This is a genomic window from Rheinheimera maricola, assembly GCF_016918075.2.
In the GTDB taxonomy this organism is placed as follows: domain Bacteria; phylum Pseudomonadota; class Gammaproteobacteria; order Enterobacterales; family Alteromonadaceae; genus Alishewanella; species Alishewanella maricola_A.
The window spans coordinates 62545-75948 of sequence record NZ_JAERPS020000003.1 but is presented as its reverse complement, the minus strand read 5'-3'; the positions used below and the strand labels follow the sequence as shown (position 1 = coordinate 75948).

10 protein-coding genes are annotated in these 13404 nt (G+C 45.7%); 1 reads left to right on the top strand and 9 read right to left on the bottom strand.

All coding sequences use genetic code 11. The annotated features are described in order from the left end of the window. Positions 1 to 50: 50 nt before the first annotated feature. Genes I4W93_RS09030 through I4W93_RS09020 form a run of 3 tightly spaced genes read right to left on the bottom strand, consistent with a single transcriptional unit; the run spans position 51 to position 4030 of the window. Complete coding sequence (locus tag I4W93_RS09030) at positions 51 to 1136, bottom strand: hypothetical protein (protein WP_205311247.1); 1086 nt, start codon at positions 1134 to 1136, stop codon at positions 51 to 53. A gap of 12 nt (positions 1137 to 1148) precedes the next feature. Further along, the gene (locus tag I4W93_RS09025) at positions 1149 to 2678 is read right to left on the bottom strand and encodes an MBOAT family O-acyltransferase (protein WP_205311248.1); all 1530 of its coding nucleotides are present in this window, start codon (positions 2676 to 2678) and stop codon (positions 1149 to 1151) included. A 59-nt stretch (positions 2679 to 2737) separates the two neighbouring features. Continuing rightward, on the bottom strand, positions 2738 to 4030 hold the full coding sequence (locus tag I4W93_RS09020; RefSeq protein WP_205311249.1) for a YfiM family lipoprotein: 1293 nt from the start codon (positions 4028 to 4030) through the stop codon (positions 2738 to 2740). Between the two features lie 233 nt (positions 4031 to 4263). Here I4W93_RS09020 and I4W93_RS09015 point away from each other — a divergent pair, with 233 nt between their 5' ends. Then, a complete protein-coding gene (locus tag I4W93_RS09015; RefSeq protein ID WP_205311250.1) occupies positions 4264 to 6663 on the top strand; it encodes a hypothetical protein in 2400 nt (799 codons plus the stop codon). A gap of 26 nt (positions 6664 to 6689) precedes the next feature. Here I4W93_RS09015 and I4W93_RS09010 read toward each other — a convergent pair whose 3' ends face one another. The 6 genes from I4W93_RS09010 to I4W93_RS08985 all read right to left on the bottom strand — a co-directional run bounded on the left by I4W93_RS09010 (position 6690) and on the right by I4W93_RS08985 (position 13380). Beyond that, positions 6690 to 7556, bottom strand: coding sequence for a hydrolase 1, exosortase A system-associated (locus tag I4W93_RS09010; RefSeq protein WP_205311251.1), 867 nt, complete (start codon positions 7554 to 7556; stop codon positions 6690 to 6692). Further along, entirely contained in the window at positions 7553 to 8380 is an 828-nt protein-coding gene (locus I4W93_RS09005; RefSeq protein ID WP_205311252.1) for an alpha/beta hydrolase family protein, read from the bottom strand. The genes I4W93_RS09010 and I4W93_RS09005 overlap by 4 nt, the downstream gene beginning before the upstream one ends. Next, positions 8370 to 9482, bottom strand: coding sequence for a GNAT family N-acetyltransferase (locus tag I4W93_RS09000; RefSeq protein ID WP_205311253.1), 1113 nt, complete (start codon positions 9480 to 9482; stop codon positions 8370 to 8372). The genes I4W93_RS09005 and I4W93_RS09000 overlap by 11 nt, the downstream gene beginning before the upstream one ends. 167 nt (positions 9483 to 9649) lie before the next feature. After that, positions 9650 to 10591, bottom strand: a complete 942-nt coding sequence (locus I4W93_RS08995; RefSeq protein WP_205311254.1) for a polysaccharide deacetylase family protein — start codon at positions 10589 to 10591, stop codon at positions 9650 to 9652. Beyond that, a complete protein-coding gene (locus tag I4W93_RS08990) occupies positions 10581 to 12320 on the bottom strand; it encodes an asparagine synthetase B family protein (protein WP_205311255.1) in 1740 nt (579 codons plus the stop codon). The genes I4W93_RS08995 and I4W93_RS08990 overlap by 11 nt, the downstream gene beginning before the upstream one ends. Before the next feature lie 64 nt (positions 12321 to 12384). Further along, positions 12385 to 13380 (bottom strand): hypothetical protein, encoded by a 996-nt coding sequence (locus tag I4W93_RS08985; RefSeq protein WP_205311256.1) that lies wholly within the window; start codon positions 13378 to 13380, stop codon positions 12385 to 12387. Between the last annotated feature and the right edge of the window lie 24 nt (positions 13381 to 13404).

Genomic DNA, 13404 nt, shown 5'->3' with positions numbered 1-13404 from the left:
GCTGGTAAGTACTACTGGATGATTTTTAGTTGGTCTTAGGTTACTTTAATCTAATTTTTATCGATAAGAATATTGCAGAGTTGTCTGCAGTCACTAGTTTGTATCGTTGATAGTATGAAATCACCAAACGCCGGCCGATAGTGTGCCGGTTCCCAAAAATAAGGGCTGTCTAGTGCGTTTTTGCTCTTCAGATCAACAATCTCAGTAACCATCGGAGATGCAATAGCAAAGTCAAATAGTGGCAGCTGGTGCCTTGCTGACAACTGGGCCATCTGGTGTTTCCAGTTGGCAAGGTGTTGGTCAAGCTTGTGCTGGCTAAGCAAGTCCAGATAAGGCTGTTGATAGGGATTTATCATCAGGTACACGGCAATATTTTGTTTTTTTAGCCGGGTTATAAAGTGGTCCAGCTCGTTGAGGTGGTAACTTTGCTGATTAAAAACCCATTGTCGTGCACTTAAACGCTGCTGCATTTCATGGGCTTTTTGTTGGTACAAAGCGGCAAAACCCTCATTTCCGACATGGAAGTGGTACACCCTGCCATCGTTAAAACCAAAACGATTTAACGCGTTAACGTTACTTTGTTGCGCCAGCACCGTTTTTACACTGTCGGTTAATGCTGATAGCGAGAACAGCAAGCTTATCCGCTCGGCGATATAGCGGCGTTTATCTGCAAAGCTGTCCGAATTCAGCCCCTGCAGCCGCCATTGCCAGCCACTGTTATCTGGGGTGCTGGCAATATTATCAGCCGCTGAAGTAAAATCTAAAAAGTCTACGGCTATTACCACTTGCTTCACTGAGTTATTGTGCTCTACGGCATGCATGGCATAAGCATATTGCATACTGACGCTGGCCCCTGGCAGGCCCATATTGTAGGCCGGTTTACCTTGATAAAACGCGTGTTCAGCCGGCATGCCAATTTCAACTCTTGAATTACCGACTAACAGCGTATAAGGCGCGCTATTTAATGCCTGATAGGGCTTAACCGTACGGCCTTTGTCTGCCGCGGCAACTTTACGTGCAAAGGCACCGTCTTTATTAGCGTAAATACCGTAAGGATCAAGTAAGTAGCTCGTTGCACACAGTACCAGCAAGCCAATAACAACAAATAGCCCGACAAGCTTTAAATAGTGTTTCATTGCTAATACCCATTAAAAATTAAAGTATAAAAATTCGCTAACGCGACCCAATGTCGACACCGCGACAATAAACAATAGGCTAATGGCCAATGCCCAGGTTGCTGATGGTTGCCACTGCAGCTCGGCATCTGTCACACTGACGCCTTTGCGCGTTTGTTCGGGTAATTGCTGGTAGAAAAGCTGTAGCACATTGGGAAAAAATAACGAAATGCTAAGTAAAGCGATGATCCAAAGCCAGGTTTCAATAAATACCATGCCACCGCCCAGGTAGGAGCCAACATTTAACCATTGCAACAGGGGGGATAAAAAGCCAAGTTGTACCATTATACCTGCCGGTAAGCTAATGCCTTCAGCGCCACTCATTGCACTGAGCATCAGTAAAGCGCCATCCAGGCTTGGAGCACGGAAAAACACCCAGCCGACAACAACAGCAATAAAGGTAAGGCTCCAGGCCAAAGGTGCGAACCAGCCATCTTTAATAAACACCAAATAACGCTGGCGGATATGGCTAAAGCTATGATTTACCACCAAATAGCTGCCATGTAGCGCACCCCAGATTAGAAAATTCCAGCCCGCACCATGCCACAAGCCGCCAAGTACCATGGTAATAAACAAATTGCTGTAACGACGGATAAAACCAAAACGGTTACCGCCTAAACTGATGTACAGATAATCACGTAAAAACCGCGACAAGGTAATATGCCAACGCCGCCAAAAATCGACGATATTCAATGCTTTATACGGGGAGTTGAAGTTAAGTGGCAGCGCGATACCAAAGAGTAATGCCAAGCCAATGGCCATATCTGAATAGCCGGAAAAATCAAAATACAGCTGAAAGGTGTAGGCCAGGGCACCGCCCCAGGCGGTGAAGAAGTCAGGCGTTATGCCTTGCTCGGCTTGTTGAAATACCGGGTTAGCATATACGGCTATGCCATCGGCCAGCACGGTTTTTTTGAATAAACCGATACTAAATATACTTAAACCAACGGCAAAGTGGCGGCTGGAAATGGCGACTTGCTGACGAAACTGCGGCATCATTTCACTATGATGCACTATCGGGCCGGCAATCAATTGCGGAAAAAAGCAGACGAATAGCACGTATTTGCTGAAGCTGGGTTCAATCACCTGATGACGTTGTACGTCAATCAGATAAGCAATCTGCTGAAAGGTAAAAAATGAAATCGCCAGCGGCAGTAAGATTTGTTCAACTTGCCAGTCAGCACCGCTTAGCATAGCCAGATTATTAACAAAAAATACGCTGTATTTATAATAGCCAATCACTGCCAGGTTTAAGCACACACCAAGCGCAGTTAGCCAGTTTTTACGATAGCGATAAATTGCTTTGGCAATAAAATAATTGCTTAATACGGAGGCCGTAAGCAAGATTAAATAGGCGGGTTGCCACCAGGCATAAAAAAACAGCGAGGCAATAATCAGCAAAAATAGTGCACTTTGTACTGACACGTGATGACGCAGCAAGTGATATAGCAATAACGTAAGTGGCAGGAAAAAGAACAAAAACTCTACAGAGTTAAACAGCATTTTTATAATCCTTTATATCAATCTGATTAGCGCTTGCGTGATGTTGTCTAAGCGCCGACTTACATAGCGTCTGCGCTTGTTGCCAGTGTGCTGCGATACAATGGCAGCGCCGCAATTCGCGCCATAATATCCCGCTCCAGTTGCTTAAAACCCACACCGTCGTGGCCGCCGTATTGTAGCTCTAGTTGCTGCTCGGTTAAGCCTTCGGGTAAATCATGCAGATGCGGTATTATGGCCTGCTCAAAGCTAATGCTGTTGTATAGCGGCAGATTAGCATGCTGCAAGCTATCAAGCTGTGTAGCAAACGCGATGCCGGCGCGGTCGGCGGCTAAATCAACAAAACTAAAGCCAGAGCCACCTGCAGCGGCATCCATAAGTTCTTTTAAATTGCCAATCTGTGTAGATAATTGTGCCGAACTAATGAGCTTAATCGCCGCCGAGTATAAAAAATGTTGCGCCAAATCATGCCGGCCACTCAATAGTGCCGGGCCAAATTTTGGTACCTTATTAATGGTAATTGCGGCATTGGCGTAATGGATAAACTTACGGTTACCAAAGGCTACAATCAGCGCCCAAGCGGCGTTATGGTAGGTGCTTATGGTATTGTCATTGCTATTTCTGTCGCGGCGTTGATGTGCGGTATTTAGCACATTCAATGCAAAAAACGCCAGCCGGCGTTCACGCGGATACTGGCGCTGCAATTGGTCGAGTTGCTTAAGATAAAACATCACATCGGGTGCTAAAGCGACATCGGTTTGCAACAGTGCGACTGGGTTGTATAAGGCGGGTTGCAGGTTAAGCACAATCGGGCTGGCCTGTTTGTCAATAAAGCTCAGTTGCTCATCATCCAGCCGGCCTTTGGCAAACAGGGATAATAGCTGCTCATCGGCCGGGCTTGCCACTACATTTCGCAGCGTCCAGCGCAATAACCAATTGGCCAGCATGCCTGGTACCGGCAGTTTACCCAACTGGCAGCGGTTAATACTAAAACGGTTGTTATCTAGCAAGAGTAGGCAAGCTACCCGCACGGTGCGACCGGTCGACAGCAAGGGCGCGTGGCCGCTTAAGGCGACGCCGTAACGATTAATGACACCGTCAAAGCGGGCTCCTGGCAGGGCATAGCTGGCGACATTCATTAATGCATCTAGTTCAGGTTGCTTAAACACCAGCTCAATATGACCGCTGTTGTTACGTAGCTGGGCTAGGGTGTCGCTTAGCACTTGTTGAGATAGCAATACATCGTTACTTACTAAGCTACGGGGCTGAATTTTTTCCGCTGAAGAAATAACGAAAAACAGCAGTATGGCCAGAATAAACACTGAAAAAAACGTGATAAGAAGTCGTTTTAACAAAGTATACAGCACAGCTTCCTGCCAGTTATTGCTCCAATGGCAAAAGTATAAAACAAAGTCGTCAGCAAGGCTTTGATTTTTTTAAACCTGCTACTGCTACAAGTCGTTTGATATGTTTTGCTCAATACTCTTGCAGCGCTTGCTCATGTCGTATGTTGAACACTGACGTCGACGTGGTATTCTGATGTGTCTAAACCTAAATACCTGGTGCAAAGCATTACAAGGAACGTAGCATGCTTCAACATTCAACCCGCGTTGCGTTGTTGCCGCTGTTAATATTAGCGGCGGCTGTTCTGACTGCCTTAGTTGTGACGAGTCCGCTATACCTCAGCGTGATCAGCTTCTCTTTTTTCTTTGTTGGCATATTCAGTGTATTGGGTTATTTCAGGCCTTATAGCGGGCTGATGATCTGGCTTTGCTGCGTGCCATGGTTAAGCCTGACGAAATGGACCGGCGCCATGGTGATAGAGGAGTTTGACCTGGCCTTATGGGGCTATGTGTTAGGCTTAGTTTTACATTTGTTTCGTCACGGTTTGCCCGGCCCTCTAATGAATTTGCAGTGGCACCGCGGTATCGCAGTGATCATGCTGCTGGCATTTGGCTGGCAACTTATGGCACTTATAAAAGGTTATCATTTGTTGCCTGCTAACGAAGCAGTTTACTTTACCAACTATGAAGATCAGGGCGGGCCGTTGCGAATTGGCAAGGCGCTGTTTTCCGCGCTGTGTTTTTATTTTTGCTGTCGTTATCTCTCTGCCGACTGGCCGCGTTTTCAGCGTGCGCTGATAGTCGGTTTTGCCTTGGGTGCTTTGGCGGTAATGCTGGGCTGCTTATTTGAGCGCTGGCATTTCACCGGTTTATTAAACCTGACCACAGATTACCGCACAACAGCCTGGTTCTGGGAAATGCATACCGGGGGGGCAACCTTAGATGCCTATCTGGCATTGAGTTTACCATTTATTATGCTCGGGTTAATGAATGCCAAAACCCAGGTTGACAAAGTTCTGTTCGTGCTACTGCTGTGTTTGTTTGGTTATGTCGCCCTGACCACCTTTTCTCGTGGCGTTTATCTGGCGGCATTTATCGTTGCCGGGCTCTTTGTTTCGCTGCAGTACACCAGGTTAAAAGCTGCTGGCCGCCAGTTACTGCCGGAAAATAAGCAGCGCTTATTCGCCATGCTAGCGGTTGCTATTTTGGCTATCACTGGCGGCTTATGGTTATTTCCTTATGGCGGCTACCGTGTGTTATTGGCTATTTCAGGCTTAGTGCTTTTAGTGTTCACATTTGTCGCTGTCAGCGACACCTTTGAACGCTCTTTTGCCGCAACCGGCTTTGCAGCCGCGGTTATTGTAGCCGCAGCGCTTTTTTGGCTCGCCGGTGTGGGAAAACCGGTATATGGCTTTTACGCACTGTGTTGGTTGGCTTCAGCGGGCTTGTTGTACCTTAGATGTCTGCGTGGAGGCAGCAAGCTTGTTGATGCGCTGCTAGCGTTTTGTTTTATGGCACTGGCGCTGTTAACCACGGCGATATGCTGGTATTGGTCAGATTACCGTTTAACCTCTGCACAGCTACCCGGGTTGTTGTTGCTGCCATTAGTGCTGGCGGTGACTTTTCTGCCGTTTGGTCACACAGAAAAAATGCCCACAGCGTTAAGTTTTGCGCTGTGGGCAGCGGTTTCGGGCGTGGTGATAGTGCTGGCGATGTTTTTTAACAGTAGCTATGTCGATAGTCGTTTTTCCACCACAGATAAAGATCTGCAAGGGCGCTTTGAGCATTGGGATAAAGCGATACAGGCGATGCCGGCAAAAAACGATATTTGGCTCGGTAGCGGGGTGGGCCGTTTCGTGCCACTAAACCGCGAGCGCGGTGACATTGATGACCAGGTCGCTGTTTTATCCTTGCTTCCATTACAACAGGGCAACGCACTGTATTTAAAAAGCGGCAGCCATATACATGGCTATGGCGAAGTGTTTCGCATTACGCAGCAAATAGCCCGCCCGGTTGGCAATATAGCGCTGCAGTTAAACTTGCGGCATAACAGCGATATTAAGTTACTGGCAGAGATATGTGATAAACAGCTGTTATATCATGGCAAATGCAGCCGTGGTTCGTTAACGGTTAAAGGCGCTTCTGACGGCGTAGGCCAATACAGTATTCAGTTTGCAGACAACCCGTTTTCTTCCGCAATTACTGATAGTTTAACCAGCAAGACTTTCTCACTAGCTATCAGCAACCGTGATACTGAAATGGTGCTGGAGTCGTTGCAATTAGCTGACAGTTTGCAGGCTAATCTGCTTAGCAACAGTAATTTTAGCGAACAAATGCGCCACTGGTTTTTTAGCAGTGACAGGCATCACATGCCCTACCATGTAAAAGGCTTGTGGCCGATGCAATTGTTCGAAATGGGCCTTATTGGCTTGTTACTCTGGAGCGGCTTAACTGCTGTGGTACTTATGCAGCAATGGTTTAGTAAAACGCATTACAGCCAAACCGGCAGCACTGTTGCACTGGCCTTGTTAGGCGTTTTGCTGGTCGGCTTGTTTGATAGTGTTATAGATGGCGGCCGCATGGCGATGTTGTATTTTGCTTTATTGCTGCTCAGCGCCAGCATCCGGCCGCATCGGTTAACGTAATTAGCCAATGCAGCGGGCTGGTGTTGTTATTTAGCTTTATGCAACACAAAATCTGCACTGTATTGCTCAACCTGCGTGCGCCATTCTTTGCTGGCAAAAGTGTGGTTAGCGGGTGCAATATGCTGTTGCTGTGCACTTTGCAGGCAGTTTCCCCAGGCACTGTCGCTGGTACACAGCTGCAAAAATTCTTGCGCGGTTAAATCGTTACCGCTGGTGATGACCAGCACATGGCCGTTAAATTGCTGCCAGCCGTGCAACATTAAAGGCACATAGTTTCGCTCATTGGTCATTAGCAATTGAGTGTCGGGTGCTTGTTTAGCATTCCGCTGTTTAAACGCCAGCCATAGTTCACTAATACTGAGTCGCAGTAACAGATCGCCGCCGAGCATTTTGCGCCAAAACTGGCGGTTAAACAGCCGTTTTAAGTAATAGTGTTTCAGCATAACAGTGGCGTGGTTATGCTGTTGGCGTACCAGGGGGTTTAATAGTATTGCGCCACTGATGCGTGGGTCGTGCTGGTTAAGTTGCAGTAAAATGGCGCTGGCGGCATCACACAGTCCCCATAGCACCACGTTACTCAGCTGCGGGCAATGTTGTAAAAAAGAAGTTATTGCCGCTTCAATATCCGTATCTTGTTGGTAAAATGCGACTCTTTTGCCACTACTATCACCCATACCGCTGCTGTCTAAGCGCATGGATGGAATATGATGCATCGCCAAAAAACGGCTTAATTTTACAAACTGGCGATGGCTACCTACCCGGTATTGGGGCCCGCCAACAATAATCAATACACCGGTATCATGCGTGTCGGTGGCATTATCCTTAGCTGGTGTATGCAAAATGGCACTAAGAGTAACGTTGCCGCTCGCTATGCTGATATAGCGCTCTTTCATACACTGTCTCCGCTTAACTGCCTTACCGTTGCTGCAATAAGCTCATCAGCACTGGCCAGTTCTGTTGTTTGCCAATAGGGTTCAGTTTTTAGCGGTACAAAGTTTATTTTTGTTTGTTGTTGTAACTGCTGCAGCATTTTTTGCACCGGCAGGGCAATGGTGTCCAGCTGTGAGGTTTCAAACCAGCTTAAAGTAATGTCTGACAGCAACGCAGGCAGAGCAGTATTCATAAGTTGCAGGCTGTGATAAAACGCCGGGCTAATCGGATAGCCGGCTATTTCTATGCATTGCCCTGCTAATAGTTGTTGTTCAAGCTCTTTCTGGCTGCTTTTACTTCCACTTGCCATTATTTCAGCTACTTTTATTCGGCTGAACTGCTGCCAGAATTTAGCTATATCAAATATGGGCTGCCAAAATACAATTTGCTCTACCGGCAAAGGCAATGTGGCTTGGTTCAGTAAATCAAACAATTGCAGCGCACCAAAGCGAATCGCTACAAAGCTTACTTTGCCGTAACCTTCGGAAGCCAATGTCGCCAGCAGCTTCTGTAAATCAGCACGCCAGATAGCCGTTGTAGCATCGTCTAGATCGCCCTCGCTATCACCGGTGCCATAGTTGTCAAGCATGTAACAGCTCAAGCCGTTGGCCGCCAGTCTGCGCATTACGGTGCTAAGGAGATGGCGGCTTTTGTTCATTTCTTCGGCGAAAGGAGGGAGTATGACCACAGCTGATACTGTGACTGGCGCTTTATCAATTCTAACAAACAGCTTACCTGATGGCATAGAATAAAAGCCTGTTTGTTGCAGTATCAGGTTACTCATCATCGACTCTGCTGTGATGCTCAACGACTTTGTTTCGTGAAAAAATAATACCCGTGGTTTTCTTAATGAAATCACGTAGCTTATACATCGAAATCAGTAATTTTCCGGTAACGGTAATTTGATTAATAATTTCCACACCAATGATGTTTTTTTTGTTATCCATCCACAACGCTTTAAAAGCATCATCACCAAGCAGAAAATCGATAAACCGAATGGCATCGCTTTCAGACAGCTGCTCTATCATATATTTGGTCAATATAGTACCCGGAGAAAAGGTATCAAACTGTTTGTCCTGTGCCAACTTAAAGATGTAAGCTGTTGCACCATCCAATAACCATAGCTGGAATGCAGCTGGTATGCCGTTAATGCGGAGTAAGCCTAACCTAAATTGCTGCTTACCATCGGCCCACTGCATAAGCCAGTTAATAAAGTCAGTGGATGGTTCCTGAATTTTCCAGCTTTGTTGGTATATCTGCCAGTATTCCTGCTTAATCTCATCGGTAACCTTTGCGTATACATCAATCGAAAAGTTCTGCTTTGAAAGCGTGTTAAGTCTTCTCTTGTATGTGTTTTTTAAACGTGATGAACGACTCTTCCAGTAAGTCGCGAAATCTGGGTAATCAGTACAGTAGTTAACTGACAACGGATATTTAAATAGTGAAACCGCAGTTGCACCAGACACATCTGAAATCGCCTTGAACTGCTCTGAAATTAAGGGCGCTATTTCCAGGCTTCGCCAGTTTTTACAGGCGACATTTAACTGTGTTAATAAAAGTGTCCAAGCCTGTTCGGCTGTTAACACCGTATTATCGAAAAATAATTCGGTAAAAGGAGTATAAAAGTTTGAAATTATCCTAAGTTTTTTGTCGCATTTTTCCAGAGGCGCGGCCAAACACAGAACATCTGATTCAAAAATAAACAGCCAAAAAAATTCAGTATCTTTGTTGCAGCCATATAGCTTTTTAAATTTAGACAATTCAACAAACCACTCGAAAGAGGCAAAGATAGTATGCGCTGTATTTTTATTAAGCCATTTTTGTAGCTCTTCTGGCAAAGTATATTCTACCGGATAAATTTTTACAGTGTGCTGTCGATTCTTGCTCATCTTTTGAAAGAAAACCGTCTAAACAACGAAAGGCACGTAAAGAAAAAATGGCGCAATTCGGCAAGAGAAAACAAGGCAAGTACCCGGTCAAGTATGTGCGGCAGTGTTTCTGTAGCCCCATGTTCTTCATAGGTACGTTTAAACTTCGCCAGCATCAGTATCACCATTTAATCATGTGCCTGGCGCATATTATTGATAAGGCGGGCATGAAACTTCAGAGCGGTAGTGTCCCAGGGAGTAAAGCGTTTTAGCTTATACGGTGATGTGCCGGCGCTTGATACACCGCTGTTCGTTACCACTGCAGTCTGAAAATCAGTTTGCTTTACCAGGGCTGTTGTTGTGTCATCAAAATCCCTGCCAGCAACACCATTCGGGTAAGCAAAGTGTTTGATTTCGCAGCCTAACCAGGTTTCCAGCTGCTGTCTCGACTGAGATATTTCTTCCAACTGCTGTGTTTCGGATAGTACTTTTAAAATAGGGTGGTTAACCGTGTGGGCGCCAATGGTTACGCCACTATCCGACAATTGCTTAATTTGATCTGGTGTCATCATCAGGGGAGCTTGCTCTTTCGCGTTATTTTGCTGATAAAAACCGTCAATTTTAGCCAAACGATCGGCAATTGGCAGGTACTTTAGCTTTTTCAGCCATTGCTGCGCTTTTTCCCGGCGGTCAATATCGTTAGCTATCTTAACCTGCTCATCACCCAGAGATAATTGCTGGCGTTTTTTATCGGCAAATAAATAAATAAGCCGGTCATTCCACATATTAGTGCCATGGCTAAAGCCTGTGGCAACATATACCGTAGCTGGAATTTGATATCGGGCTAAAACTGGCTGGGCGATAGTCAAATTATTCAGGTAGCCATCATCAAAAGTGACACAAACGGCATTGGCGGGCAGGGTATTTTGCTGTAAATGTTGCAGCGCGTCGTCAAGTGATAACGGCGTGAAATAGCGGCGTAGTAGGCGCATATGCCAGTCAAATATCTCTGCGGTCGGCTCGCTGGGGCGCATAGGATCATATTCAGTCAGTACCTGATGGTAAATAAGAATACTAAGCTTATTACGGCCGAATAGCTTCCCCGCTTGCTGCAACAGCTTATGCATCATGGTTTAACCCTTGTTCTTCAGCCTGTAACCAAAGCTCTAGAACCACTAAAATCCAGATAAGCTCACCATAGTAGCTGGCATGGCTATTGGTATGAGCATCAATAACAGCATCAATTAGACTGGTTTTAACGATATTGCGTTGCCGAAACGCATTTAGTGCTTCTAACGCCAGCGCTTTCAGCCGGGCGTTGTCTTTTAGCCAGACCCCAAAGGGTAAACCAAAACCGTGTTTTTCTTTCGTTAATGTTTCTTCAGCCAAAAAAACCTTGCAGCTTTTTTTGTAAAAATCCCGCAATTTCTGGCCAGGTAGCTTTATGTCGGCTGCCACCCCGCAGCTGAAGTCTACTAACGCTTTATCCAGCAATGGGTAACGCACTTCAATGCCTGCCAATTCACACATTTTGCTTACTTTCACCAAATCGTTATCGGCCAAAGTAAACTTCCAGTCAAGAAACAGCATTTTATCCACTGGGTGCAGGCTCTGGCATTGCTGGTAGCGCTGCTTTAGCAGCTTTTCAGGCCTGCTTGTATCTATATCGGCTAAAAACGCTTCGGTAAATATGGCGCTCGCACCAAACTGATTAATAAAATTATAGTTTTGTAGTCGCATTGGCAGTTGTTCATCTGCCTGACGAATATAGCTGGCGACTTTTTTAAAGCCCGGCAAGCTTGCCAGTGGTGTTTTTACAAAAATTGATCTTGCGAGTGATTGCAATGGTCTAGGCGCATTAGCAAAGGTCTCAAACACTTTTTGTTTGGCATAGCGGCTGTTTCCCGCAAACAGTTCATCGCCGCCATCGCCAGCCAATAGTAAAGTGCGGCCATCTTCTTTGGCAAAGCGGGCACAAAAATATGCCGCCATCGCAGATGAATTGCCAAAAGGTTCATCGAAATACTGGGCAACTTTTACAAAAGCATCGGCTGCTTGTTCCGGGGTTAAATAATGTACCTGATGTTGGGTATTAAAATGTTTAGCGGTAATCAGCGCATATTCAGTTTCATCATAGCCCTTTGCTTTAAAACCGATAGAGTAAGTTTTGGCGTTTTCGCCACTGCTCTGGCTATGTTTAGCCAGCATGCCGGCAACGGTTGAACTGTCTAAACCGCCACTTAAAAAGGCACCGCAATTCGGCTCAACATTATGTCGTACCGCCTGTTCTAGTTCGACTAAGCATTTTTGTTGCAATGCGCTGGCTGTTGCCGTGCTTACTTTAAAATCGGGGCTATAAAGCAGCGTAGCCTGGCCAATTTCATTTGCGGTTATTGCAATAAGGTTGGCAGGCTCTAATTTAAATACCTGCTGATAAATAGTATCCGGAGCCGGTATGCAATGAAAATACACGTAATGATAAATAGCCTGTTTATTTAAAACTCCTGTTGCGCCAAGCTGTTTTAATGCTTTTAAACCTGCCGCAATAAATAAGCTGCCGTTTTGCAGGCTGTAGTAGCAGCTCTGAATACCCATAATGTCATTTACGAGTAATACCGGCTTACCTGTTTGCACCACAAGCATAAAAAAATCACCAGCTAGCTGCTGGTACAGTGTAGGCAAGTCGTTGTCCGCTAGCAGTTGTTTTATTGTCTCGGCATTAACTGCTTGCTGCTGCCAGCGCGGCCTTCCAAGTATCGCAACCGCATTGTGGTTGTCTTTGGCTATATCCAACCTGGAGTGGGCGGCAATATGCACTTCGGGGCAGCCTGCTATGGCAATTCGCGCATTCGATTCCATTGTGTTTTCCTGCAATCCTTGTATTTAAATATTCATATACCGACACCAAACTCTTTGGTCGGGTTTACTGGTGACGATAGGGCAGTATACCGTATATAGCATCTAACATACCTGCCGGAATGTTATAGGAGTTGATGACTTTCTTTTTGCTTATGTCATATGCAACTACTAATGCCTCGTTACCATCCATATACTTAAAATTACCCTGACTAATAAATTTTAATTTTGACATCAGTTTGGTTTTTCTAAGCTTTGAATAACCAATGTAGAAAATATCGTTATCAACCATTAAACCGCGACACCAGCCAAGAGGCCGGTTACGTTCATTGGCGAATGGGTCGTGTTTATCAATCACTTTGCGGCTTGTCGGGTCAACAATCACCAGGTAGCCATCCACCCGGGTAAATACCAGTTTATTGTGCCACCAAATGCCGTCATGAACACTGATTTCGTCCTGATGGGCAACATCAATTCGATCAGTAACATCATTCAAGCAAACTGCATCGTCATGGGTGCAGCGTGTGACCCAGAGCTTGTTGTCTAGTTTAAATACGTAGTTAGGATGGCTATCATGCGGCCGGGTTGAATGCATCAGTCGATAGTCTGTTTTAGCATCGAACCGATGCCACGGATCTTTGCCCTCGGTGTTTATAATTCTCTTAATCGCTCCAGTTGTAGGACAAAGCACAACGATATTATCAATACCAGTAGACGTTACTACCAGTTCGTCATCAAACAGATGTACCGAGTGAATATTGTGGAAGCAAGGGTGAGAGTAGCAGGCTAATTGACGCATACCCGGTAGGTGATAGGCGAATATTTCAGTGTCTGTTGGCAACCACAACGTTTCACCATCAAGACACGGCGCGGTATATTGTAAATTTGGGTGCTCGAGTGGGTAGTGTTTTCCACCGTCGATTTTACTTAATTGTGTCTGAAACTTACCTGTGTGTAAATCAAGCAATAACAGGCTTGCTTTTCCAAAGTACTTGCCTTCGCCCAGCTCAAATCCGTTTTCACGCAGGCAGCCACCTGCCACTAAGAGTTTTTTCAGTGACACCTTACATTCCCTGTGTTGTTTATC